This is a genomic window from Tardiphaga sp. vice154 (assembly GCF_007018645.1).
Classification (GTDB): Bacteria; Pseudomonadota; Alphaproteobacteria; order Rhizobiales; family Xanthobacteraceae; genus Tardiphaga.
In genome coordinates, this window is sequence record NZ_CP041399.1 from 1,808,769 (window position 1) to 1,832,462 (window position 23,694).

General features: G+C 62.9%; 22 protein-coding genes. 19 read left to right on the forward strand and 3 right to left on the reverse strand.

Annotation, left to right across the window (positions count from 1 at the left end; translation table 11 throughout):
* Nucleotides 1-2: 2 nt before the first annotated feature.
* Nucleotides 3-1,109 (reverse strand): LLM class flavin-dependent oxidoreductase, encoded by a 1,107-nt coding sequence (locus FIU28_RS08445; RefSeq protein ID WP_143572504.1) that lies wholly within the window; start codon nt 1,107-1,109, stop codon nt 3-5.
* Nucleotides 1,110-1,205: 96 nt separating this feature from the next.
* On the opposite strand from FIU28_RS08445, the gene FIU28_RS08450 reads away from it, so the two are divergent.
* Nucleotides 1,206-2,135: a LysR family transcriptional regulator gene (locus tag FIU28_RS08450; protein WP_143572505.1), complete on the forward strand. Its 930-nt coding sequence runs from the start codon at nt 1,206-1,208 to the stop codon at nt 2,133-2,135.
* A gap of 3 nt (nt 2,136-2,138) precedes the next feature.
* On the opposite strand, the gene FIU28_RS08455 is transcribed toward FIU28_RS08450, so the two are convergent.
* Nucleotides 2,139-3,014 carry an NAD(P)-dependent oxidoreductase gene (locus FIU28_RS08455; RefSeq protein WP_143572506.1) on the reverse strand — a complete coding sequence of 292 codons (876 nt, stop codon included), beginning with the start codon at nt 3,012-3,014 and terminating at the stop codon, nt 2,139-2,141.
* Between the two features lie 153 nt (nt 3,015-3,167).
* Between FIU28_RS08455 and FIU28_RS08460 the strand changes: the two genes are divergently transcribed.
* The 3 genes from FIU28_RS08460 to FIU28_RS08470 all read left to right on the forward strand — a co-directional run bounded on the left by FIU28_RS08460 (nt 3,168) and on the right by FIU28_RS08470 (nt 5,774).
* Nucleotides 3,168-3,587, forward strand: a complete 420-nt coding sequence (locus FIU28_RS08460) for a GlcG/HbpS family heme-binding protein (RefSeq protein ID WP_143572507.1) — start codon at nt 3,168-3,170, stop codon at nt 3,585-3,587.
* Nucleotides 3,588-3,696: 109 nt separating this feature from the next.
* Nucleotides 3,697-5,004: a histidinol dehydrogenase gene (hisD, locus tag FIU28_RS08465; RefSeq protein WP_143572508.1), complete on the forward strand. Its 1,308-nt coding sequence runs from the start codon at nt 3,697-3,699 to the stop codon at nt 5,002-5,004.
* On the forward strand, nt 5,001-5,774 hold the full coding sequence (locus FIU28_RS08470) for an SDR family NAD(P)-dependent oxidoreductase (protein ID WP_143572509.1): 774 nt from the start codon (nt 5,001-5,003) through the stop codon (nt 5,772-5,774). The genes hisD and FIU28_RS08470 overlap by 4 nt, the downstream gene beginning before the upstream one ends.
* 6 nt (nt 5,775-5,780) lie before the next feature.
* Here FIU28_RS08470 and FIU28_RS08475 read toward each other — a convergent pair whose 3' ends face one another.
* Complete coding sequence (locus FIU28_RS08475) at nt 5,781-6,611, reverse strand: alpha/beta hydrolase (protein WP_168202893.1); 831 nt, start codon at nt 6,609-6,611, stop codon at nt 5,781-5,783.
* Nucleotides 6,612-6,858: 247 nt separating this feature from the next.
* Between FIU28_RS08475 and FIU28_RS08480 the strand changes: the two genes are divergently transcribed.
* From FIU28_RS08480 to FIU28_RS08550, 15 genes are all read left to right on the forward strand, one after another.
* Nucleotides 6,859-7,365 carry a VOC family protein gene (locus FIU28_RS08480; RefSeq protein ID WP_143572511.1) on the forward strand — a complete coding sequence of 169 codons (507 nt, stop codon included), beginning with the start codon at nt 6,859-6,861 and terminating at the stop codon, nt 7,363-7,365.
* An 18-nt stretch (nt 7,366-7,383) separates the two neighbouring features.
* Nucleotides 7,384-8,610, forward strand: a complete 1,227-nt coding sequence (locus tag FIU28_RS08485; RefSeq protein ID WP_143572512.1) for an acyl-CoA dehydrogenase family protein — start codon at nt 7,384-7,386, stop codon at nt 8,608-8,610.
* A gap of 10 nt (nt 8,611-8,620) precedes the next feature.
* Nucleotides 8,621-9,157, forward strand: coding sequence for a flavin reductase family protein (locus FIU28_RS08490; RefSeq protein WP_143572513.1), 537 nt, complete (start codon nt 8,621-8,623; stop codon nt 9,155-9,157).
* 14 nt (nt 9,158-9,171) lie between these two features.
* Complete coding sequence (locus tag FIU28_RS08495) at nt 9,172-9,843, forward strand: TetR/AcrR family transcriptional regulator (RefSeq protein WP_143572514.1); 672 nt, start codon at nt 9,172-9,174, stop codon at nt 9,841-9,843.
* A gap of 177 nt (nt 9,844-10,020) precedes the next feature.
* A complete protein-coding gene (locus FIU28_RS08500) occupies nt 10,021-10,902 on the forward strand; it encodes an FAD binding domain-containing protein (RefSeq protein ID WP_143572515.1) in 882 nt (293 codons plus the stop codon).
* Nucleotides 10,899-11,384 carry a (2Fe-2S)-binding protein gene (locus tag FIU28_RS08505; RefSeq protein WP_143572516.1) on the forward strand — a complete coding sequence of 162 codons (486 nt, stop codon included), beginning with the start codon at nt 10,899-10,901 and terminating at the stop codon, nt 11,382-11,384. The genes FIU28_RS08500 and FIU28_RS08505 overlap by 4 nt, the downstream gene beginning before the upstream one ends.
* A complete protein-coding gene (locus FIU28_RS08510) occupies nt 11,381-13,774 on the forward strand; it encodes a xanthine dehydrogenase family protein molybdopterin-binding subunit (protein ID WP_143572517.1) in 2,394 nt (797 codons plus the stop codon). The genes FIU28_RS08505 and FIU28_RS08510 overlap by 4 nt, the downstream gene beginning before the upstream one ends.
* A 71-nt stretch (nt 13,775-13,845) precedes the next feature.
* Complete coding sequence (locus FIU28_RS08515; RefSeq protein WP_143572518.1) at nt 13,846-15,093, forward strand: ABC transporter substrate-binding protein; 1,248 nt, start codon at nt 13,846-13,848, stop codon at nt 15,091-15,093.
* Nucleotides 15,094-15,151: 58 nt separating this feature from the next.
* The gene (locus tag FIU28_RS08520) at nt 15,152-16,036 is read left to right on the forward strand and encodes a branched-chain amino acid ABC transporter permease (protein ID WP_143572519.1); all 885 of its coding nucleotides are present in this window, start codon (nt 15,152-15,154) and stop codon (nt 16,034-16,036) included.
* A 13-nt stretch (nt 16,037-16,049) separates the two neighbouring features.
* Nucleotides 16,050-17,036: a branched-chain amino acid ABC transporter permease gene (locus FIU28_RS08525; RefSeq protein WP_143572520.1), complete on the forward strand. Its 987-nt coding sequence runs from the start codon at nt 16,050-16,052 to the stop codon at nt 17,034-17,036.
* Nucleotides 17,033-17,794, forward strand: a complete 762-nt coding sequence (locus tag FIU28_RS08530; RefSeq protein ID WP_143572521.1) for an ABC transporter ATP-binding protein — start codon at nt 17,033-17,035, stop codon at nt 17,792-17,794. Before FIU28_RS08525 ends, FIU28_RS08530 begins: the two co-directional genes overlap by 4 nt.
* Nucleotides 17,795-17,797: 3 nt before the next feature.
* Entirely contained in the window at nt 17,798-18,499 is a 702-nt protein-coding gene (locus tag FIU28_RS08535; protein WP_143572522.1) for an ABC transporter ATP-binding protein, read from the forward strand.
* A gap of 186 nt (nt 18,500-18,685) precedes the next feature.
* Nucleotides 18,686-21,031 (forward strand): amidase family protein, encoded by a 2,346-nt coding sequence (locus FIU28_RS08540; RefSeq protein WP_143572523.1) that lies wholly within the window; start codon nt 18,686-18,688, stop codon nt 21,029-21,031.
* A 578-nt stretch (nt 21,032-21,609) separates the two neighbouring features.
* On the forward strand, nt 21,610-23,169 hold the full coding sequence (locus FIU28_RS08545; protein ID WP_143572524.1) for a Fic family protein: 1,560 nt from the start codon (nt 21,610-21,612) through the stop codon (nt 23,167-23,169).
* Nucleotides 23,162-23,677 (forward strand): hypothetical protein, encoded by a 516-nt coding sequence (locus tag FIU28_RS08550; protein ID WP_143572525.1) that lies wholly within the window; start codon nt 23,162-23,164, stop codon nt 23,675-23,677. Before FIU28_RS08545 ends, FIU28_RS08550 begins: the two co-directional genes overlap by 8 nt.
* Nucleotides 23,678-23,694: the final 17 nt, after the last annotated feature.

Sequence of the window (23,694 nt, forward strand, 5' to 3'; positions counted from 1 at the left end):
GTCTATCCGACCGCCTTTGCGCGCGCCGGAGCGGACGCATTGATGAGCGGCATCACCTTCTCGGCCATCAGGATCATCGAGCGGCGGCCGAGCTCACGATCCTTCCAGTCCTTGCCGGCATAGAGCAGCGTGCCGAACTCACCGACCTCCTCTTGAAAGGCGAGGATTTGGTCGGCAACGCTGTCCGGCGTGCCGAAGATGACCAGCTTGTCGATAACCATCTCCAGCGTCACTTCGTGGTCGGGCTGGTCGCGGTGGGTCTTGAACAATTCGATACGACCGTTCTTTTTCAGCTTGGTGAACAACGAGCGATAGTAATAGGCGTAGGGACCGTCAGGATCGGTCGCGTAGGCTCTTGCCTTCGCGGCATCATCGGCAACGAACACGCTCTTGGCGACGCGCCAGTTGGCGGGATCGGCAGCGCGGCCGCTGCGCTCGCAGCCCTCGACATATTTCGGCCAGTGGCTCTTGACCCAGGCCGGCATCAGGAAGTTCGCCGAGATCGGATCCCAGCCGCGGATCGCGGCTTCGGTGACGCCCTTGGAAAACGGCGCGACCGCGGTGACGACGATCGGTGGATGCGGGCGCTGCAAGGGTTTCGGGATGTAGCCCTGGCCGATTTCCTTGACGAGCGTCTTCTCGGTCGAGACCGTCCAGTACTTGCCCTTCAGGTTGTACGGCGGCTCCGAGGTCCAGATCTCGAGGATCTGGTTGATGGCTTCGAGGAACATCTCGTGGCGGTTGGCGTCGAGATTGCCGAACACCTCGGCGTCGGACAGCAAGCCGCCGGGGCTGATACCGAAGATGAAGCGGCCGTCGAGCATGTGGTCGATCATCGCCAGCGTCGAGGCGACCGCGGCGGGATGGCTGTTCGGCATGTTGACGGTGCCGGTGCCGAGCCTGATCTGTTTGGTCGCGGCGGCGATCCAGGCAATGAAGGCGACGCATGAGGTAATGTTCTCGGCGCGGTCGGTGACGTGTTCGCCGACATAGGCTTCGCTGAAGCCGAGTTCATCGGCGAGCAGGAACGCCTCGCGGTCCTCCGCCAGCGTCTGGCGCCAGTCCTTGTCGAGCGGATGGATCGGCATCGTGAAGAAGCCAAGCTGCATGAAGTGCCTCCCAATTCTGTTGGGAGAAACCTAGAGATTGTCATGCAGTATAAAAAATGATTATTTCTACTGTCTCGCATCAAGGAAGTTGATGGAATGGTCTCTCTCCGACAGTTGAAGTCTTTCGTCGCAGTGGTCGAGGAGGGTTCCTTCACCGCCGCGGGCGAGCGGGAGGGCGCGACGCAGTCGGGTATCTCGCAACACGTCAAGACGCTCGAGGAGGAACTTGGCACGCCGCTGTTCGGCCGCAACGGCCGTGCGATCGAGGCGACGCTGGCGGGGAAGCAGTATTATCTCGACTGCGTCGATATTCTGAAGCGTCTTGATGCAGCGCACCATGAAGTCGCCGTCCGTCAGAACGGGGGCGTGGCGCGGATCGGGGTGATGCCGACGATCTCGCGCTCCATTCTCGCGCCAACGCTGGACAAGTTCCTGCAAACGTCGCCGGGCGCGGAGATCAGCATCATCGAGGCCTATTCCGGGGTGCTCACCGATCTGTTGCTGAAAGGCGAACTCGACCTCGCGGTGGTGCCGGCGTTCGAGGGCGCGGTCGGGCTGTCGAGCCACCTGCTTCTGCACGACCGCGAAATGCTGGTGACGGCCAAGCGCCACGACGGCCAGCATCTCACGCCGGTCAGCCTCGCCAGCCTCGGGCCGTTGAAGATCGTGTTGCCCGGCAAGCAGAACACGCGGCGCCGCAACATCGAGACCTACTTCGCCGCCAACGGCGTCAACGTCGCGCGCCGGCTGGAGATGGACGCGATGATGGGGACGCTCGAATTCGTCGCGGCGACCGACTGGGTCGTTGTCCTGCCGTTCGTGATGATGTCGTCCGACATCGACCGTGACCGCTTCGACATCCGGCCGCTGGCCGATCCGCCGATGTATTCCGACTTCATCCTGATCGAGCCGTCGCGCAAGCTGATGACGCCGGCGGCAGCCCTGTTCGCCAGCGTTCTGAAGGCGGAGTCCGAGCGATCGACGGAACTGTTCCGTGCTCGCGTGGCGCCGCAACTCAACGACTGAGCGCTATTTAGCCGGCGCGCGCTTGTCGAGCACCTCGAACACCGCGGCGGTGTCCTTGTCGCCGAGGCCTTGCTGCATCGCCTCGGTGTAGACCGGCTGAGTCAGGTCGAACATCGGCGTCGGGCAGTGCAGTTCCTCGGCAAAGGCGCCGATGATCGCCATGTCCTTTTTCCAGGTCGAGATTCGCATGGTTGCCGGCTCGTAGACGCCTGACACCATCATCGGCGCGCGCATCTGGAACATGCGCGAGCCGCCAGCGCCGGGGCCGACCAGTTCGACGACCTGCTGCAGGTCGAGGCCGGCGCGCTGCGCCAGCACCATCGCCTCTGCGGTTGCGACATTGTGAATGGCGACTAGATGGTTGGCGACAAACTTCATCCGGCTGCCGTTGCCGTAGACGCCGAGGTCGGCATTCTGCTTGCTGAAGTCTGCGAAAAGCGCAGTGCATTTCGCGATCGCTGCGCTGTCGCCAGATGCATAGACGATGAGGTCGCGCACCGCGGCTTGAGCGCCGGTGCCGCTCAACGGGCAGTCGAGCGCGATGTGTCCGGCGGCGGCAAGGATGTCGCGGAAGCGAAGCTTGTCACTGATCGTCAGTGTGCTCAGTTCCACGACGATCCGCGGGCTCGCGCCCGAGCGGCTGATCTCTTCAGCAACTGAAAACGCGGCGGCGGGGGAGGGGAGGCTGGTCATCACCAGCTCCGCCTTTTCGACGACTTCGGCGATGTTGGCCGCAAGGGTGACGCCTTTGGCAGCCAGCTCGCTGCCGCGCTTCGAATCGACGTCGTAGCCGATCACGGTCCAGTCGCGTTCGATCAGGTTGGGCGCAATCGCGCCGCCCATAATGCCGAGGCCGATCATTCCAACGGTCTTGCTCATCTCGATCACTCCGGCTGTCTGGTGCACTATCGTCTGTGCTTGAAAACTTATTAATCATTCGATAAACAGATTTCGCCGGTGGCCGCAATGATCTCTTCTGCTGCGCTGCACGCGTATGCCTTCGTCTGAAACCCGTCGAGCAAGGATAATCTCATGACCTCCCTGACGCTTCACTTTGCCGACACGTTGATCGACGCCGCGTTGAAAAAGGGCCGCGAGCTGAAATTGGCGCCGCTGACGGTTGCCGTGCTCGATGCCGGCGGCCACCTCGTCGCCCTGAAGCGCGAGGACCATTCCGGAATTTTTCGCGTCGAGATCGCCAGTGGCAAGGCCTATGGCGCGCTCGGCATGGGTTTCGACTCGCGCGAACTCGGCGAGCGTTCGCAGAAGATGCCGGTGTTCTTCGGCGCGCTGGCCGTAGCCAGCGGCGGCCGCATGGTGCCGGTCGCCGGCGGCGTGCTGATCCGCAATGCCGACAATCATGTGATCGGCGCGGTCGGCATTTCCGGCGATACGTCGGACAACGACGAGGTGTGTGCGATCGCCGGCATCGAGGCCGCGCAGGCCGGCTGATCCACCTGCAGCGATGGACTACGGACGCCAAGGCGCGCCAGCCCTTGTCGAAGCATGATCGTCGTGATAATTATCAGTCGATAATTAAAAATATCCAGGGAGAGCCAGCATGGCGAAGTACCTCAAGCGCGGTCGCGATGCGACGTTGCGCGCCGAAGACGATCACGATGTCCGCGTTGCCGTCGAGGCCATGCTGGCGGACATCGAGAATCGCGGCGACGAGGCGGTTCGCGACTTGTCGGTCAAGTTCGACAAATGGGACCGCGCAGATTACCGGCTCACCGATGCCGAGATCAAGGACTGCCTGGCGCAGCTCTCGCAGCGTAATCTCGACGACATCAAGTTCGCGCAGACCCAGGTTCGCAATTTTGCCGAACACCAGCGCAATTCGATGAAGGATGTCGAGGTCGAGACGCTGCCCGGCATCGTGCTCGGCCACAAGCATATCCCTGTCAATTCGGTCGGCTGCTACGTCCCCGGCGGAAAATACCCGCTGCTGGCCTCCGCGCACATGTCGGTGATCACTGCCAAGGTCGCTGGCGTCGACCGTATCGTCACCTGCGCGCCGCCCTATCAGGGCAAGCCGGCGCCGGCGATCGTGGCCGCGCAGCATCTCGCCGGTGCGGACGAGATCTATTGTCTCGGTGGCATCCAGGCCGTCGGCGCAATGGCGATCGGCACCCAGTCGATCGCTTCCGTCGACATGCTGGTCGGCCCCGGCAATGCCTATGTCGCCGAAGCCAAGAGACAGCTGTTCGGCCGCGTCGGCATCGACCTGTTCGCCGGCCCGACCGAGACGCTGGTGATCGCCGACGACACCGTCGACGGCGAAATATGCGCAACCGATCTGCTAGGGCAGGCCGAGCACGGCCCGAACTCGCCGGCCATTTTGCTGACCAATTCGGAGAAGCTCGCGCGCGACACGATGGCCGAGATCGAGCGGCTCCTGCAGATCCTGCCGACCGCCGCGGTCGCCCGCAAGGCGTGGGAGGATTACGGCGAGGTGATTGTCTGCTCGTCCGAAGAGGAGATGGTCGAGGTCGCCGACGGCATCGCCTCCGAGCATGTCCAGGTGATGACGCGCGACCCCGATTACTTCCTCAAGCACATGACCAACTACGGTGCGCTGTTCCTCGGGCCGCGCACCAATGTCGCTTACGGCGACAAGGTCATTGGCACCAACCACACGCTACCGACCGCAAAGGCGGCGCGCTATACCGGCGGCCTGTGGGTCGGCAAGTTCATGAAGACCGTGACCTACCAGAGGGTGCTGACCGATGAGGCCTCGGCGATGATCGGAGCCTATTGTTCGCGCCTTTGCCTGCTGGAAGGCTTTGTCGGCCACGCCGAGCAGGCCAATGTGCGCGTCCGCCGTTACGGCGGCCGCAATATTCCCTACGGCGGTCCGGCCGAATGAGCGCGGTCACGCTGCCGACCACGCCGTCGTTCCGGCTCGACGGCCGCCGCGCGCTGGTCACCGGGGCAGGGCGCGGCATCGGGCTCGCCGCCGCTGCCGCTTTGGCCGAGCATGGCGCGCACGTCACGCTGTGCGCGCGCACGCCGGCGGAGATCGATGAGGCCGCAGCCGCCTTGCGCGATCGCGGCCATCACGCCGACAGCCTCGCGCTCGACGTCACCGATCTCGCGGCGTTTGCTGCCGCAGTTGCAGCCGCACCGCCGTTCGACATTTTTGTCAACAACGCCGGCACCAACCGGCCGAACCCGTTCCTCGACGTGTCCGTCGTGGATTTTGACGTTGTGATGAATCTCAACGTCCGCGCCGCCTTCTTCGCGGCGCAGGCGGTGGCGCGGCGGATGCGGGATGCGGGTGTGAAGGGCTCGATCATCCATATGTCGTCGCAGATGGGGCAGGTCGGCGGCGTCAACCGCTCGCTGTATTGCGCGTCGAAATGGGCGATGGAGGGTTTTTCGAAGTCGTTGGCCCTCGACCTCGCGGCCTCCGGCATTCGCAGCAATACGTTGTGCCCCACCTTCATCGAAACGCCGATGACCAAACCGTTCCTCGAGAACGCCGCGTTCCGCGACAGCGTCGTCGCGAAGATCAAGCTCGGCCGGGTCGGGCAGGTCGAAGACCTGATGGGCGCGCTGGTGTTCCTGGCCTCTGATGCATCGTCGCTGATGACGGGATCGTCGCTGGTCATCGATGGCGGCTGGACCGCGGACTAGTCGCGGTCAGCCAATCTTGCAGGTCTTCACGACCCAGTCGACCACCTGCCGGCCGACGTTGTCCTCGCGACCGGTGTAGAAGTGATCGCAGTCTGGGATGATGCGCGCCTCGCACGGCGCGCCGGCGGCGGCGGCGAAGGCCTCGACCGGATAGGATTCAGGCAGCTCCTTGTCGCCGCGCAGATATAGCGAGGGGCAGCGCACCTTTGGTGCGTTCCCAACCGTGCTCGGTGTGTTGCGGGCGCGGTCGAGAAAGCTCTCGGCCGAAATCACCCACCACCAGTCGGGCAGCAGCATTAATTCGCGTCCGGCGCCGCGCGCCACCATCGCTTCGGCCTGCGCGGTCAGCTCTTCCAGGCGGTCCTGCGCGAACATGCCGGCGCGGCTCATCTGCGGCACGTTCTCGGTGCCGCCGACATGCGCCGACATCAGCACCAGCGCGCGCGGTTGGCCGTAGTCGTCGGCGCAATGCTGCGCGGCGAGCATGCCGCCATTGCTGTGCCCGATGACGATCGGCTTGCGATGGCCGCGCGCTGCCAGCCAGTCGGAGGCCGCGCGGTTGTCGGCGATCGCCTCGCGCGCAAGCTGGAACGAGCCGCCGCCGACGGTGCGGCCGTGCAGTGAGGTCACCATGTCGTGACCCCGGCGATTGAAGGCGAGCGACGCGATGCCGTGCTCTGCCAGATGTGCCGGCAGGAATCGCGATGGGCCGGTGTAGAAGTTATGGCAGTTGCCGTGGAACAGCAGCGCCGTCGCTTTGATCTCACCGGCCGGCCGGTAAAACAGCCCGTCGAGCGGTTCGGCTTCGGTAACGATGGAGACGAGTTCGAGATGCATGGCCGTTTCCCTGAAGTCTGCTGCATGGGCTGATGGCACGGCAGATGCCGCGTGGCAACGCACGGCAGGCTGGGATCGCGCGGGATCAAGCGGATAGGCTGCGCTTTGTCTTCGTTGCCACAGTGCAGTGCACGGCGCGCCGATGTGCGCTGCACTAGCGGCCGGTGCGAACATTCCTGGAAAACAACTTGCGCGACGACATGACTTCATCTATTTATCGGACGATAAATTCAGGGAGACGTCAAAAATGAAAGTCACTGGTTTCAATCACCTGTCGATCGGCTCGCGCGATCTAGACGAGTCGACGCGGTTCTACACCGAGGTGCTCGGCATGGAGACCATCCCGACCTACAATTTCGGCTTCAAGACGCGCTACCTGCGCTGCGGCGATCTGCAGCTTCATCTGTTCCAGCTCGAGGACAGCATCCCGACCTATCAGCACTTCGCGCTCGACGTCGACGACTTCCACGCCGCCTACGAGGCCGCCAAGAAGATCGGCGCGCTTGATTCGACGGCGTTCCGCAATCCGGTCAACGAGCTGCCCGACGGCTGCGTGCAGATGTATCTGCGCGATCCATCCGGCAATCTGATCGAGATCGACTGGCCGGATGTCACCACGCTCGACCGCTCGAAAATTCCGGAAATGAAGCTGCTGTCGGAATTTGCCACGCAGGATGCCGAGGGTCTGAAGGCGTCGCTGTATCTCGACCGTCCGCACATGAAGCCGGATATCGCCAGCAAGATCGCGTCTTAACCCGCGCAGGAGGTCACCATGACGAGCCGCGTTCACAGGCTGGACCCTCAGACCCGTTCGGCCAGCCACGACGATGCCTACGCCGCCCTGTTGCAGCGCGCCCGCGACCTGCAGGCGAAGCTGCGCGAACGGGTGGGGACCACCGAGGAGATGCGCCGCCTGCCGCCGGAAACCGAGCAGGACCTGCACGAAGCCGGCCTGTTCCGTATCCTGCAGCCGAAGCGCGTCGGCGGCGCTGAACTGGACTACGTGGCGCTGATCGACTTCGCCGACGTCGTGGCGCAGGCCGACGCGTCGGTGGCCTGGAACCTGGTCAATCTGGCCAGCCATCACTGGATGCTCGGCATGTTCGATCGCCGAGCCCAGGATGCGATCTGGATCAAGGAGCCGGACGCGCTGATTGCGTCCTCCTTCGTGTTTCCAGCCGGCCGCGCCAAGAAAGTGCCGGGCGGCTATCAACTGTCCGGCCGCTGGCCGTTTTCGTCCGGCGTGGATTCCAGCACGTGGAACATGCTGGCCGGCATCGTGTCGTCGGAAGACGAGGCGGACGGCGTCGAGTACCGCGTGTTCCTCCTGCCCCAGGCTGACTACACCATCATCGACACCTGGAAGTCGTCCGGCCTCAAGGGCACCGGCTCCAACGACGTCGAGGTCACGGACGTGTTCGTGCCGGAGCATATGACGCTGGCGGTGCGCGATGTCGCCGGCGGGCCGTCGCCGGGGAGCGTCGACAACCCGGGCGCGCTGTTCGCGCTGCCAGTGTTTGCGTTGTTTGCCTTCGTGCTGTCGGGCGTGGCACTCGGCAACGCGCAGGCCTGCCTCGACGATTACGTCGGCATCGCCCGGCACCGCGCCTCGACCTACAATCGCGCCAAGCTCAGCGATCTGCAGACCACGCAGATCAAGGTCGCCGAGGCCTCGGCGAAGATCGACGCCGCGCGGCTGGTCATGCGGCGCACCTGCATCGACGCAATGGAGGATGCGCGTCGCGGTTACATACCCGACATGGCGGAGAAGACGCGGTACCGTCGCGACGGCGCTTATTCGGTCGGTCTGTGCACCGAGGCCGTCTCGCTGCTGTTCGCCGCCAGCGGCGCCCGCGGTCTCTATACGACCGGCGCTTTGCAGCGCCAGTTTCGGGACGCGCATGCGGTCAACGCGCATATCGCCTTCAGCTTCGACGCCGCCGGCACCAATTACGGCCGCGTCGCACTGGACCTGCCTTCCGAAAATCTGACCCTGTAGGGCACGCGGCATGACAACAGCCTCACATCCGAACGATCCCGAGAACGAATACGCTCACGACAATTCGGCGATCGACCCGCGCGATTTCCGCAAGGCGCTCGGTCAATATGCCACCGGCGTGACGGTAATCACGGCGGCCGGCGAGAACGGCGAAAACGTCGGGCTGACGTGCAACTCGTTTGCGTCGGTATCGCTCAATCCGCCGCTGATCCTTTGGAGCCTGGTGTCGTATTCGCCGAACATGGCCAACTTCCAGAACGCCAGCCACTTCGCGGTCAACGTGCTGCACGCATCGCAACGCAATCTAGCCAAGCAGTTTGCGACGCCGGCCACGGACAAGTTTGCCGGCGTGTCATGGACGCCGGGCCTCGGCAACGCGCCGGTTCTGGCGGACAGCGTCGCCACCTTCCAGTGCCGCAGCGCAGACCGCTATTATGGCGGCGACCACGTGATTTTTCTTGGTGCGGTGGAAGCCTATCATTACAACGGGGGCGAGCCGCTTCTGTTTGCGCAGGGTTGTTTTGGACAATTCGTCGCCGAGAGCTAGATCGAGCGTACTGCATGGCCAGGAAAACCGCCCCGCTACCCGCGGTGGAAAAGCGCAAGCGACTGTCGCCCGACGACCGTCGCAAGGACTTCATCCGCAAAGCGACCGAGTTCTTCGCCGATGAAGGCTTCAACGGCGGCACCCGCGAGCTGGCGCGCAGACTCGGCGTCACCCAGCCGCTGCTGTACCGCTATTTCCCGAGCAAGGACGACCTGATCGAGGAAGTCTACCGCACCGTCTATCTCGAACCGCTGGAAAGCGGCTGGGAGAAGCGACTGACTGATCGGTCGCGGCCGATTCGCGAACGGCTGCAGCAGTTCTACAATGCCTATACCGACGTGATCTTCACCCGGACCTGGCTGCGCATCTACCTGTTTTCGGGTCTCAAGGGGCTCGACATCAACCGGGCCTATGTCAGCGTGGTCGGCGAAAAGATCCTGACCCGCATCATCAAGGAATGCCGGTTCGAGGCCGGGTTGCCGACCCGCGGCAAGCCGACGCCGTCCGAAATCGAGATGGCCTGGGTTTTCCACAGCGGCATTTTCTATTACGGCGTCCGAAAGTACATCTACGAGTCGCCGGTGCTGGAGAGTAAAGAGGACATGATCGCCGCGGCCCTCGACGTCTATCTGGCCGGCGTCGCCAAGGTGTTCGCGACGGCGAAGCATCAGGCCGACAATGCCTGATGTGCGTGCCAATATGCCGCGTGGCTGCAACGACATGGTGCAGCGCGACAAGTTGCTGGTTTTACGCAGGCTCCCGCGCCCGATGAATTAATCGACCGATAAATAAACTTGACGTTTAGGGTTGTCCGCTCTTTAATCCGGCAAGGTCCCGACAAGTGGACCACGGGAGGACGACGAATGAAAGCTTCGGCTTTCAGCTATATCAAACCATCGACCGTCCAGGAAACGCTCGCGCTGCTCGCCGCACATGGTGAGGAGGCAAAGCTGTTGTCTGGCGGCCAGAGCCTGATGCCGGCCCTGAACTTGCGGCTGTCGGCGCCGGAATGGCTGATCGATATCGGCGGGCTCGACGATCTCAGGGGAATTTCTGTTTCCGACGGCGTGCTGCGCATCGGCGCCATCACCCGTCATGTCGAACTCCTGCGTTCATCAGAAGTCGCGGACAACGCACCGCTGCTGGCGCAGGCAATGGCGCATGTCGCGCATCCCGCCATTCGCAACAAGGGCACGCTCGGCGGCAACCTCGCGCACGCTGATCCCGCGTCCGAAATGCCGGCCTGCATGGTCGCGCTCGACGCGGTGCTCGTGGCCCGCAATGCAAAGCGGGAGCGGCGCATCCCGGCCACTGAATTCTTCACCGGCGTTTACGAGACGGTGCTGGCGCCCGACGAGATGCTGGTGGCTGTGGAAGTGCCGGTCGCCGAGGTCGGTCAGGTGCATTACTTTCACGAATACTGCCGTCGCAGCGGCGATTACGCCATCGTCGGGCTGGCCGCTTCCGCCGTCGTCGAGGGCGATCGCTTCGCCGATCTGCGGCTAGGCTTCTTCGCGGTCGGCGATCGGCCTCTGCTGGCCAACGCGGCGCGCGAGTTGATCGGCAGGTCCGTCGACGCCGCAGCGCTCGCCGCAGCGCAGGCGGCGCTGGAGGCCGAACTCGATCCGCAAGAGGACCAGCAGGCCTCCGCTTTGATGCGCCGGCACATGGCGCGGCAACTGTTGGCGCTATGCGTCGCCACGCTGCTGCGCCGGCCCGACCTCGAAATCAGGAGGTCGGCATGACCGCTCCGGTGCCGATTCAATTGACGGTCAATGGCGAGCGCGTCGAGGCGCAGGTATTGCCGCGGCTCAACCTCGCCGACTTCCTGCGCGACCAGCTAGGCCTCACCGGCACCCATGTTGGTTGCGAGCACGGCGTCTGCGGCGCCTGCACGGTGCGCGTGGACGGCGAGATCGTGCGCGCCTGCCTGCTGCTGGCGGTGCAGACGCACGGCATGGCGGTGGAGACCATCGAAGGCATTTCCGACAGCGGCGAGGTTGCCGACCTGCAGGCCGCGTTCCGCATGCGCAACGCGCTGCAATGCGGCTACTGCACGCCGGCCATGCTGATGACCGCGCAGGACCTGCTGCGCCATGAGCCCGCGCCGGACCGCGAGCAGATCCGCGAGCATCTGTCGGGCAATTACTGCCGATGCACCGGCTATCACGCCATTATCGATGCCGTCGAAGCGACGGCGCTGGCGCGCCGGGGAGAGGCGTCATGAACGACGGCGTTGATTTAAACCGCGGCCTTTCAGTGCTCGACCGGCCGAACTCCTACATCGGCAAGACCGTGCCGCGGCCCAATCTCGACCGCCTGATGCAGGGCCGCGGGCAATATGTCAGCGACATGAGCCTGCCGCGGATGGCGCATGTCGTGTTCCTGCGCTCGCCCTATGCCCATGCCAGGATCGTCAGCATCGATGCCGCCGCCGCCAAGGCGATGCCCGGCGTGATCGCCGTCGTCACCGGGCGCGAACTGGCCGAAGTCATCACGCCGTGGGTCGGCGTGCTCACTCATCTGAAGGGCCTGAAGTCGGCGCCGCAGCACGCCATCGCCATCGACCGCGTCTGCTGGCAGGGCGAGGCCGTCGCCGCGATCGTCGCGACCAGCCGCGCGCTCGCCGAAGACGCTGCCGAGCAGGTGATGGTCGACTACGAGGAGCTGACGCCGGTCACAGACATGCGCACGGCGCTGGCTACCGAGACGCCTGTCATTCATCCCGACCTCGGCGACAATCTCGCCTTCGAGCGCAATCTCGATGCCGGCGAGATCGACAAGGCCTTTGCCGGTTCCGACGAAGTGGTTGAGGCCGAGTTCGTGTTCGGCCGCCACACTGGCGTGACGCTGGAGCCGCGCGCGGTACTGGCCGACTGGAACCCGGGCGATCAGCGCCTGACGATCTATCAGGGCACCCAGGCGCCGCATATGGTGCAGAATATCTCTGCCAAGCATCTCGGCCTCGAAGAGGCGCAGGTGCGGGTGGTGTGCAAGGACGTCGGCGGATCGTTCGGCATCAAGGTGCACATCTATGCCGACGAGATGGCGACCTATGCGCTGGCCAAGCTGCTGCGTCGCCCGATCAAGTTCGTCGCCGACCGGGTCGAGAGTTTCAACACCGACATCCACGCCCGCGACCACATCTGCAAGGGCCGCATCGGCGTCAACAAGGACGGTACCATCACCGGGTTCGAGATCGACGATCTCACCGGCATCGGGCCGTATTCGATGTATCCGCGCACCAGCGCCATCGAGGCCAACCAGGTCGTCAACCTGGTCGGCGGCCCCTACACCGCGCCGAACTATCGGGCGCGCGCCCGCGTCGTGTTCCAGAACAAGAACGTCACCTGCCAGTATCGCGCCGTCGGCCATCCCATCGCCTGCTCGGTCACCGAGGGGCTGGTCGATCTTGCCGCGAAAAAGATCGGCATGGACCCGGTCGAGATCCGTCGCAAGAACCTGATCGCCGACGACGCTTACCCCTGCGCGTCGCCATCCGGCATGAAGTTCGAGGCGCTGTCGCATCAGGCCTCCTTGGACAGACTGTTCGCGATGATGGATTACAACGCGCTGCGCGCCGAGCAGGCCGAGCTGCGCAAGCAGGGCATCTATCGCGGCATCGGAATCGCCAGCTTCATCGAGGTCACCAATCCGGCCGCGGCGTTCTACGGCGTCGGCGGGGCGCGGATCTCGTCGCAGGACGGCGTCACGGTGCGGCTCGACGCCACCGGCGCGGTGATCTGCCAGACCAGCCTCACCGAACAGGGCCAGGGCTCGGAGTCGCTGACGGCGCAGATCGTCGGCAGCGTGCTCGGCGTGTCCATGAACAATGTCCGCGTGATCCTCGGCGACACCGACAATACGCCCTATGGCGGCGGCACCTGGGCGTCGCGCGGCGCCGGCATCGGCGGCGAGGCGGCGCTGCAATCCGCCAAGGCGCTCCGTAGCAACATCCTCGACGTCGCCGCGGCGATCCTGCAGGCCCAGCCCGGCGATCTGGACATCGTCGACAACGCCGTGGTCGACGCGGCCGGCGGCGCGCAGCGCATCGAGCTGCACGAGCTGGCGCGGATCGTGTATTTCCGTCCGGACACCCTACCGCCGGGCTTCCAGGCCGAATTGATGGCGACGCGCCACTACGTGCCGCGCGATTATCCCTTCGCCTTCACCAACGGCGTGCAGGCCTCGTGGCTCGAGGTCGATCCCAATACCGGCTTCATCAAGCTACTGAAGCACTGGGTGGTCGAGGATTGCGGCACGCTGATCAATCCGCAGCTCGTCGACGAGCAAATCCGCGGTGGCGTGGTGCAGGGACTGGGTGCGGCCATGTACGAGCATTGCATCTATGACGAGCGCGGCCAGCTCACCAACGCCAACATGGCGGATTATCTGGTGCCGATGGCCGGCGAGATGCCGGATATCGACGTCGGGCATGTGGTGTCGCCGACCATGGAAAGCGAGCTGGGCGCCAAGGGGGCAGGCGAGGCGGGCACGGCTGGTGCGGCCGCCTGTGTCGCCAATGCCGTCAATGACGCGCTGTCGCCATTCGACGTGACGATCACCGAAATTCCACTGACGCCGCGGCTCATTCTCACCGCGCTGGGAGTGGCCTGACCAAGACGATGACCAAGCTGATCGACAACGACAGCATTTAAGAACGCCAAAAAACGCCAAGGGAGATACACATGACCAAGAAGACGTCCGGACTGATAACCCGCCGCCGCCTGCTGACCACCGTCGGCGCCGGCGCGGTGCTGGCGGCCTCGCCGTTCCGCATCAACCTGCTGCAAGCGCAGGAAGCGACCATCAAGGTCGGTTTCCCTGTGCCGCTGACCGGTCCCTACGGCACCGAGGCGCAGGACCAGGTTCGCGCCGCCGAAGTGGCGATCGCCGAGTTCAACGAGGCCGGTGGCCTCAACGGCCGCAAGGCCGAGCTGCTGGTGCGCGACGACAAGCTCAATCCGGGCGAAGCAGCAACGCGCACGCTGGAACTGATCGAAAAGGAAAAGGTCAATTTCATCGTCGGCAGTCTGTCGGCGGCGGTGCAGCTCGCGGTCAACAACGTCACCAAGGAACGGCAGATCATCTTCAATTCGATCAGCCAGTCCGACACCATCAACGAAGTCTCCGACTTCAGCAAATACACCTTCCACGAGGCCCTGAACCCGCACATGACGGCCGGCGCGGTCGGTCGTTACGCGTTCCCGAAATTCGGCAAGAAGGTCGCCTTCCTCACCGCCGACTATGCCTATGGCCATGAAATGGTGCGAGGATTCCAGGAGGCCGGCAAGGCCTTTGGCGTGGAGACGCTGGTGGACATCCGCCATCCGCTCGGCACCACCGATTTCTCGGCGCTGCTGCCGCGCATCCAGGCGTTGAAGCCGGACATCTTGTGCATCAGCAATTTCGGTCGCGATCAGCAGATCGCGCTGAAGCAGGCTACCGACTTCGGCATGAAAAAGTCGATGAAGATCATCGTTCCGATCATGCTCTACACCGGCCGCATCGCCGCCGGCCCGCAGGCCTTCGACGGCGTCATCGGTGGTACGTCCTACTACTGGGGCATCGAGGACAAGATCGCCTCGGCCAAGGCGTTCAACGACCGCTTCCGCAAGATGCACGGCGGCAAGGTGCCGTCGGATTACGGCGCGCTCGGCTACGGCGGCGTGAAGACGCTGCTGATGGCCGCCAAGGCCGCCGGCAGTCTCGATGCCGACAAGGTGATCGCCGCGATCGAGGCGCTTAAATATGACTACTACAAGGGCCCGCAGTACTACCGCGGCTGCGATCACCAGTCGGTGCAGTCGGTGCTGATCATCGAATCCAAGGCTAATCCTGCGAAGGGCGACGCCGACGTGTTCAACGTGGTCGAGACCGAGGCGCCGAACGAGGCCAACCTGCGCACCTGCGCGGCCCTCGGCCACAAGGCCTGACCCTGACGGATACGGATGCGCGCCCGCTCCGGGCGCGCATCGCTTTTGGAGGAATGCAATGGCCGGGCTGAGTTTCGATCTGATCGCGCTGCAACTGTTCACCGGGCTGGCGCTCGGCGCGATCTACGTCTTGTTTGCGATTGGCCTGTCGCTGATCTTCGGCATGCTGACGGTCGTCAATTTCGCCCATGGTGCGTTCTACATGATCGGTGCTTATGTCGGGCTGTTCTTGCTGTCGCTGGGCGGCAATTTCTGGCTCTGCCTGGTCGCGGTGCCCTTGATCGTCGGGGTCAGCGGCATGATCGTCGAGCGCTTCCTGATCCGCCCGCTGTATGGCCGCGGCATCGACTATCCGCTGCTGCTGACGTTCGGCCTCAGTTATATCATGGTCGAACTGATCCGCATCGCCTTCGGCAAGAGTGGCTATCCGTTCGACACGCCCGAACTGCTGCAGGGCGCGGTCAATATCGGCGTCGGCTATTTTCCGCTGTATCGGCTGTTCGTGATCGGCGCCGCCGTCGCCGTGCTGCTGGCGCTGTGGCTGTTCCTTGAAAAGACCAGCTTCGGTCTGATCATTCGTGCCGGCGCGCGCGACCCGCAGATCGTGAGGGTGCTCGGCGTCGATGTCTCCAGGGTCTGGCTCTACGTGTTCGGGATCGGCACGTCGATCGCCGGCCTTGCCGGTTTGCTTGCGGCGCCGCTGCAGGGCGTCATCCCCGAAATGGGCGCGAACATTCTGGCCGAGGCTTTTGTCGTCACGGTGGTCGGCGGCATGGGGTCGATCGGCGGGGCGGTGATCGCGGGCCTCCTGGTCGGCGTCGTCGTCAGCATGACGTCATTGTTCGCGCCGGAAATGGCGAAGGTCTCGATCTTTGCGCTGATGGCCGTCGTATTGCTGATCCGTCCGCAGGGCTTTTTCGGCCGCGCCGGTCTCATGAGCTAAGGTCGACATGTCCATGAATGAAATATCCCAGACGCTGGTCCAGACCAGCGCCGAGCCGCGCAACTGGTTCGAGACCGCCCGGCGCCATCGCGCGCTGCTCGGCAGCCTGTTCGTGCTGGTGTTCCCGCTGATCATGCCGTTCACCGCGCTGGCGGTGAACATCCTGATCTACGGCCTCTACGCGCTCGGCTTCAACCTGCTGTTCGGCTATCTCGGCCTGCTGTCGTTTGGCCACGCGGCCCTGTTCGGCACCGGCGCCTATCTGTGCGGCATTGCCATCGTGCATATGGGACTGCCGTGGTACGCCGCGATCCTGATGGGCATTCTGGGCGGTGTGGTGATGGCCGCCACCATCGGCGCGCTGGCGATCCGAACCCGCGGGATCTATTTCGCCATGGTGACGATGGCGCTGTCGCAATGCGTGTTCTACCTGTTTTACCAGGCGGAGCGCTGGACCGGCGGCGAGAACGGGTTGCGCGGCATCAACGTCCGCATCATAGATATCTTCGGTCTGAAATTCGACTTCATCCATCCGCTGACGCGCTATTATGTCGTCGCCGCCTTCGTGATCGCCGCCCTTTATGTGCTGTCGCGGATCCTGGCGTCGCCGTTCGGCGCGGCGATCGAGGCGGTGCGCGAGAATGAGGCTCGCGCGCGGGCCTCCGGCTACAACGTCACGCTGACGCGGCTGATCGCCTTCATCCTGTCCGGCGCGTTCTGCGGGCTTGCCGGGGCCCTGATGGCGCTGCATCTATCGATCGTGCCGATCGAAATCCTGCACATCGAGACCTCCGGCATGGTGGTAATGATGTCGCTGCTCGGCGGCATGGGCACCTTCTTCGGCCCGTTCGTCGGCGCCGCGGTTTTCCTGATGCTGGAAAACCTGGTGTCGCTGTGGACCGTGCACTGGCAGTTGATCGTTGGCGCCGTGTTCGTGGTCTGCGTGCTGTTCTTTCCCGCCGGCATCTGGGGAACCATTTTGAAGTGGATCAAGCCATGAGCGCGGCAACGTCGCAGGTCATCATGCGCACCGAGGGCGCCAGCAAAACGTTCGGCGGCTTCAAGGCGCTGAACAACATCACGGCGGAGTTCTCCAGCGGGGCGATCACCTCGATCATCGGCCCCAACGGCGCCGGCAAGAGCACCTATTTCAACCTGCTGTCCGGCGCGCTGCAGCCCTCCAGCGGCAAGGTCGAGTTCGAAGGGCGCGACGTCACGAAAGTGCCGCAGCACAAGTTCGCCCATATGGGCATTGCGAAGTCGTTCCAGATCACCAACGTGTTCCCGCAACTGACAACGCGCGAGAACGTCCGCGTCGGCCTGCAGGCCTTCGTGTCGCGCTACAACATGTGGAGCCCGCGCGCGAAGCTGCCGGGGCTGGTCGAGCGCGCCGATGAATTGCTCGTGCTGGTCGGGCTCGGCAATCGCCGCGACCGTCTCGCGCGCGAACTGGCGCATGGCGAACAGCGCGCGCTGGAGATCGGCATGGCGCTGGCCAGCAATCCGCGGCTGCTGCTGCTCGACGAGCCGACCGCCGGCATGAGCCCCGAAGAAACCCGGGTGATGATGGACCTGATCGTCAAGCTGGCGCGCGAGCGAACGGTGATCCTGGTCGAGCACAAGATGAAACTGGTGATGGGGATCAGCGACCGCATCCTCGTCCTGCACCATGGCGAGTTGTTGGCGCAGGGCACGCCGACCGAGGTCCGGCAGAACGAGCAGGTCAAGCGCGTCTATCTTGGCCAGCGGGAGCACTGAACGATGTTGCAGGTTTCCAAGCTCAACGCCTGGTACGGCGCCAGCCATGTATTGCAGGACATCGCGCTCGAGGTGAACAAGGGCGAGATCGTCTGCCTGATCGGCCGCAACGGCGCCGGCAAGACGACGACGCTGAAATCGATCATGGGGCTGGTCAAGACCGGCGGTTCGACGATGTTCAAGGGCAAGGAGATATTAGCCGAACCCGCTCATATGCGTTTTGCTTTGGGCCTCGCCTACGTGCCGGAGGAGCGCCGCATCGTGCAAGGCCTGACCGTCCGCGAAAACCTGCGGTTAGGTCTCGTCGCCTCGGCGTCGAAGTCCAACGAGGTCAATCTGATTGCCGAGATCGCCGAGATCTTCCCGCGGCTGGCGGAGCGGCTCGATCAGGATGCCGTGACGATGTCCGGTGGCGAACAGCAGATGCTGGCGATCGCGCGCGCGATGATCGCCAAGCCGGACCTGATCATGCTCGACGAGCCGTCGGAAGGCATCATGCCGGTGCTGGTCGACGAAATGTTCGAACTGTTCCGCAAGATGAAGTCCGAAGGCACCACCATCTTGCTGGTCGAGCAGAACGTGGAACTCGCACTGGCGATCGCCGATCGCGCCTACGTGCTGGACCAGGGCGAGGTCGTGCATCACGCCACCGCGACCGCGCTGCTCGCTGACGACGAGGTCAAGGAACGCTACTGCTCGGTATGACCTATGCGTTTACGGATCGGGCCGTTTGTCTGAGGCAGGGCTAGCAACGGCGACCGTCCGCTTGCTCGCGGCGTTCCGCCGGCGGCGGGCACGTCGCTCTTCAGAATGGCATCCTGCATGACCGCCCATCCCGACGCCAAAACGCTCAGCTAAGGCGGCCTTGATTGAAACGTAGAGGACGACGACATGACCGGTACCGACACCGCATTCCAGCTCGAGGAAGCAACGATCGCCGAATTGCATGACGCGATCCGCGCCGGCAAGACGACGCTGGTGAAGGTCGTGCAGCACTATATCGACCGCGCCCGCGCCTATAACGGTGTCGCCAGCCTGCTGCTGACGGAAGACGGCGCGCCGGTCCCGGAAGCGGTCGGCACGGTCCGCGCCACCGCGCCGCTGCAGTTCCCGACCGAGACCGTCAAGGCGTCGAAAATCCTGCCCGATCTCGACAGGTACAGGGGCGTTCCGTTGCAATTCGGCACCATGGAGTCCACGGCCTCGGACCCCGGCGTGCAGCAGCAGTTCGGCATGATCGTCGGCAAGCCGAACGCCGGGCAGGTCAATGCCATCGGCACTTTCAATATCCGTGGCGAGCGCTCCGTTACCTGCAAGGGCGACTTCGATCGCCACCCCTCGCTCGGCGCGCTGCCGAAGGGCGCGCCTGCTGCCTGCGAATTCTTTCGCCAGCAGCCGGACGCGCTGGAGCGCGCCGCCGAGCTCGATGCGCAGTTCGGCAGAAATCCCGATCTCGAGAAGATGCCGATGTACGGCGTCGTGTTCTCGTTCAAGGATTCGTTCGACACCAGCGACATGCGATCGACCGGCGGCGGCGACGCCGCCTATGACATGGATGCCCCGGCGCGCGATCATGTGCTGGTGGATCAGCTCCGCAACAAGGGCGCGATCATTTTCGCCAAGGCGGTCTGCACGGAATATAACGGCCGCGCCGGCGATCCCGGCGGTCGCCACGAGCCGGACAAGGTGCTGGCGTCGACCAACGGCCACCAGCGCTCGACCTGGGCCGGCAATCCGTCGAACCCCTATGATACCTCGCGTTCGGCCTCGCTGGGATCGAGTTCCGGCTCGGCGCTGTCGGTCAGTACCAATCTGGTGATGGCGAGCCTCGGCGAGGAGACACGCGCCTCGTGCCGCGGCCCGTCCAACCACAATGCGGTCGCGCTGATCCTGCCGCACAAGGCAATGCTCGGCTTCGACGGCGGCGCGATCGGCGCCGACGTCTATTGCGACCGCAGCGGCATCCACGCGCGCTCGGTCGTCGATTGCGCCAAAATACTCGATGCGCTGAAGGACCCGGTCGAGGGCTATTACGACAGACGCGATCCGTTCACCGCGGTGCCGCGTTCGTCGGTGCTGGGAACGCTTTATGCCAGCCACGTCACCATGCCGGGGACGCCGGGCGCCCTGGCCGGCATGCGGATCGGCGTGATCCGCGAGTCGATGGTGTACCCCAAGGGATCGAAGACCGAAGAGCCGATCGTCACGGCGGCGTCGCGCGAGATCAAGGAGATGCTGGGCGGCAAGCTCGGCGCTACACTTGTGGAATCGACCGATCCGCTGTGGACGCGGGACCCCGATATCGAAGTGATGACGCTGGATTATCGCCGCGCGCTGCACCAGCTGATTCCGCTGTTCATGCCGGACCTGCTGTTCCGCCTCGGCGCGAACGGCACGCCGCTCTACAAGGAGTTCGAGGCGGCGATTGCGCCGACCGAGTTTCTGCCCGGCAGGACGTTCGGCTCCGGCTCAATGCAGCCGATCGACTATTTCGTGGCGTTGGCCGAAGGCAAGATCGAGGGCCCGGTCAATCTCGATATCGCGACCATCCAGCAGCAGGAGCTGGCGCCGACCTTCCGCTATCATATCTCGCAATATCTGATGCGCCGCGCCGACGACTGGAAGGCCGCGGGTTACGAGGAGTCCCTGAAGGACTGGGCGACGCTTAATGCGCGCTCGAAATTCTGGGGGGACGATCAGCGCGCGGCCTTCAGGAACTGGGAGGAGGTCCGAGACCCCCGCAACCAGTTGAGCGGCCGGCAGGGTGTCAACGAGCGCGTGATGTTGCGCGAATTGCTGCGCCGCGCCGACATGATGGTGATCCTGGAGAACAAATTGGACGCCTTGGTGCGGCTGCATACGCCGTGGGCGCCCGGCCTGATCGGACATCCGCACCAGTACGACATTCCGAGCAACCTGCGGCCAGAATCGCTGATGGGGCCAAACGCCGGCTTGACCGAGGTACTGATTCCGGCGGGCTTTGTGACAACAACTTATGATCCGGTGTTCAAGCTCAGCGACGATGGCATGCGCTACGTCTCGGCGCCGTCCGACACGCCGACGCAACTGGCCGAGCCCGGCCTGCCGTTCTCACTGGTGTTTCGCTGCGAGCCCGGCAAGGAAGACATCATCCTCAAGATCGCCTCCGCCTATGAGGCCGCCTCGAAGCGTCGCGTTCCGCCGCCGGCGTTCGGTCCGCTGCCGGGCTCCAAAGCAGCAGCGTCCTTTGGAAAGTAATCCCAACCCACCTCCGCAGATAATTCCTTCCGAATCTCGTCGAACCAGGCGGCATTAACAGCGAGAAATTTTTTCGGCCTGTTCGCGCAGTGTTGCGGGCAGGAAAGGCGTCCATTGATGCGTCAACGTGAAGTCGGCGCAGCATTCAAAATTAGAACAAAAAGCGACAGTTTCCGGGGGAGCCGGGGGTGTCGAGTTTGCAGGGCGCCAGATAGGCCGCTAACTACTGATCTAAGTGGTGGGCCCGACAGGACTAATCGCACCATCATTGAAATCGTTAGGAAATCTCTGATGTCCGGCCGCGCTTCGCTTTTTACGTGATCGCGAACGTGTAGATTCGTGACAACGATGGTGGCCAACGTCAACCGGCGGAGCTGGGAGTGACGGCTGCGGATAGTGCCGCGTACATATGAAAGTGCCCGGCGGTCAGGCCGGGCAGCTTCATGATGAACCCTCATCGGTCATGGTGGCCATTTTTCATGAAATTCTAATTATGTGAACGTTTTTCATGCATTATACTAAATCTCGAACGAACAGGCTTTAAAGTGAAAGTTTTTCAAGGGGCGTGAAGATTTTTCATGGATTTTGGTGTGAGCAAGGATTTTTCAGGGCCAGTGAGTGTTTTTCACGACAGAAGGTTGCCGGAGACGGCGACCCCTGCGGGATATGCCGCCCTGATCGATGCTTACGCACTTGAGGCCCCAGTCCCCCGCACACTCAGCGCAATCGGTGCGAAACATCGCATTATCGAGGATGCAGGCTGGCGTATTTACACGCCGCGCCACGCGCCGGAAGCCAGTCTTGAAGGTCACCTGACCTTTGCCCTTAAGAACGAAGGGCTCGACCTCGCAGTCCTGAAGCGGCTCTTCCTCACCGTAAAGCCGGGCGACATCGCAGAACTGGTTCGGCAAAAGCCGACTGGAGTCTACACGCGGCGCGTCTGGTTCCTTTATGAATGGTTGCTCGGAAGCGAACTCAAAGTTTCAATCCAAGACAAGGTCACATACGTCGATGCAATCGATACCAGCATGCAATTTGCAGGACCGGGTCAGAATTCTGCTCGTCACCGTGTCCGCAACAACATGCCAGGGACTCGCGATTTCTGCCCAATGGTCTTTAAGACGGCGGCACTCGACGAATTTATAGCGCTCGACCTGAAAGAACGCGCCCGCATTGTCGTCAGTGAAGTGCCAAAAGACTTACTTGCTCGAACTGCCGCATTCCTGCTTCTGAAGGACTCAAAATCGAGCTACGTCATTGAAGGCGAAAAGCCCCCGCAGGACCGCATCCAGCGTTGGGGCAGGGCAATTGGCGAAGCCGGACGAACCCCGCTTGACGATCAGGAACTGCTGCGCTTGCAGCGCATCGTCATCGGCGACGAACGTTTTGTGAAACTGGGCTACCGCGACCAGGGGGGATTCGTCGGGGAATATGACCGCGATACGCAGCGGCCTATCCCGGATCATATCAGCGCTCGGCATGAGGACCTGGATCTTCTCATCGAGGGACTGATCGCATTCGACCATATAGCTGAAAATGATATCGATCCTGTCATTGCAGCTTCCATCCTAGCGTTTGGCTTTGTCTATATTCATCCTTTCGAAGACGGAAATGGACGTATTCACCGCTATCTGATGCACCACATGCTGGCACGGCGCGGGTTCAATCCCCCTGGCGTGCATTTCCCGGTCTCGGCAGCAATCCTCGATAAGATCGATGAATATCAGAACGTACTTGAGAGCTACTCAAGCCGTTTGCTTCCGCTCGTCAAGTGGGAAGCTACGCAAAATGGGAACGTCAAGGTTCTAAACGACACTGGGGATTTCTACCGCTTCTTCGACGCAACGCCGCATGCAGAATTCTTGTACTCTTGCGTCCGACAGACCATTGAGCACGATCTGCCGAATGAGACGCGGTATCTGCAGAATTTTGATAAGTTCAGGACAGGCGTTGAAAGTCTGGTCGATATGCCCGAACGCACCCTCAATAATCTGCTCGGGTTCTTACGTCAAAACGGTGGGCGTCTTTCCAAGCGTGCGACTGAGAATGGATTTTCTGCGCTGACAGCGGAAGAGATCGCTTCAATTGAAGCGCTGTACCGTAAATCATTCAGCTTGGATGAAGACACTCGTGAGTGATCATACCGCTCAAGATGCCGGTACATTCACGCCCTCCAGCGGAGGCGCGTCACTTGAAGGCTACTTTTACCAACTAGATGTTTCTATTCTCACGGCTCTTGATCTCGTGCTGGCCAAGAAAGTCGCTCAGGAGATTATTCTAGAGCCGACGACCGATGAGGATTTGGAGGCAGACCTTGAAGACGAGCCGGGAGCATTGTCAGAAATACTCGCTATCGACAACTATCGTCTGGTCGCCCAGTGCAAACTTCGAAGCACGGGACCTTGGAAATATGAGGCACTCAACTCTCTCCTTGCCCATGGAAAGAGACGCAAGCCTGCACGCGATAGATTGATCGATTCCCATCTTCGCTATCTTTTAGTTACCAGCGCTGACTTGGACGCCGTGGCGCGAGGCTTACGGATCGAGAATATCGGGCAGTGGCCCGCGGCAGCAGATTTGCCTCCCGACATGGCTAAATACCTGCCAGCGGACGCAGGTGGGCGTATCTCCGCACGTCGCCCGTAAACTAGTCACGGGATTTC

Excerpts from the sequence above, each read along its gene's own strand:
- FIU28_RS08445 (WP_143572504.1), bottom strand. The coding sequence starts at position 1,109 with ATGCAGCTTGGCTTCTTCACGATGCCGATCCATCCGCTCGACAAGGAC.
- FIU28_RS08450 (WP_143572505.1), top strand. The coding sequence starts at position 1,206 with ATGGTCTCTCTCCGACAGTTGAAGTCTTTCGTCGCAGTGGTCGAGGAG.
- FIU28_RS08455 (WP_143572506.1), bottom strand. The coding sequence starts at position 3,014 with ATGAGCAAGACCGTTGGAATGATCGGCCTCGGCATTATGGGCGGCGCG.
- FIU28_RS08460 (WP_143572507.1), top strand. The coding sequence starts at position 3,168 with ATGACCTCCCTGACGCTTCACTTTGCCGACACGTTGATCGACGCCGCG.
- hisD (WP_143572508.1), top strand. The coding sequence starts at position 3,697 with ATGGCGAAGTACCTCAAGCGCGGTCGCGATGCGACGTTGCGCGCCGAA.
- FIU28_RS08470 (WP_143572509.1), top strand. The coding sequence starts at position 5,001 with ATGAGCGCGGTCACGCTGCCGACCACGCCGTCGTTCCGGCTCGACGGC.
- FIU28_RS08475 (WP_168202893.1), bottom strand. The coding sequence starts at position 6,611 with ATGCATCTCGAACTCGTCTCCATCGTTACCGAAGCCGAACCGCTCGAC.
- FIU28_RS08480 (WP_143572511.1), top strand. The coding sequence starts at position 6,859 with ATGAAAGTCACTGGTTTCAATCACCTGTCGATCGGCTCGCGCGATCTA.
- FIU28_RS08485 (WP_143572512.1), top strand. The coding sequence starts at position 7,384 with ATGACGAGCCGCGTTCACAGGCTGGACCCTCAGACCCGTTCGGCCAGC.
- FIU28_RS08490 (WP_143572513.1), top strand. The coding sequence starts at position 8,621 with ATGACAACAGCCTCACATCCGAACGATCCCGAGAACGAATACGCTCAC.
- FIU28_RS08495 (WP_143572514.1), top strand. The coding sequence starts at position 9,172 with ATGGCCAGGAAAACCGCCCCGCTACCCGCGGTGGAAAAGCGCAAGCGA.
- FIU28_RS08500 (WP_143572515.1), top strand. The coding sequence starts at position 10,021 with ATGAAAGCTTCGGCTTTCAGCTATATCAAACCATCGACCGTCCAGGAA.
- FIU28_RS08505 (WP_143572516.1), top strand. The coding sequence starts at position 10,899 with ATGACCGCTCCGGTGCCGATTCAATTGACGGTCAATGGCGAGCGCGTC.
- FIU28_RS08510 (WP_143572517.1), top strand. The coding sequence starts at position 11,381 with ATGAACGACGGCGTTGATTTAAACCGCGGCCTTTCAGTGCTCGACCGG.
- FIU28_RS08515 (WP_143572518.1), top strand. The coding sequence starts at position 13,846 with ATGACCAAGAAGACGTCCGGACTGATAACCCGCCGCCGCCTGCTGACC.
- FIU28_RS08520 (WP_143572519.1), top strand. The coding sequence starts at position 15,152 with ATGGCCGGGCTGAGTTTCGATCTGATCGCGCTGCAACTGTTCACCGGG.
- FIU28_RS08525 (WP_143572520.1), top strand. The coding sequence starts at position 16,050 with ATGAATGAAATATCCCAGACGCTGGTCCAGACCAGCGCCGAGCCGCGC.
- FIU28_RS08530 (WP_143572521.1), top strand. The coding sequence starts at position 17,033 with ATGAGCGCGGCAACGTCGCAGGTCATCATGCGCACCGAGGGCGCCAGC.
- FIU28_RS08535 (WP_143572522.1), top strand. The coding sequence starts at position 17,798 with ATGTTGCAGGTTTCCAAGCTCAACGCCTGGTACGGCGCCAGCCATGTA.
- FIU28_RS08540 (WP_143572523.1), top strand. The coding sequence starts at position 18,686 with ATGACCGGTACCGACACCGCATTCCAGCTCGAGGAAGCAACGATCGCC.
- FIU28_RS08545 (WP_143572524.1), top strand. The coding sequence starts at position 21,610 with ATGGATTTTGGTGTGAGCAAGGATTTTTCAGGGCCAGTGAGTGTTTTT.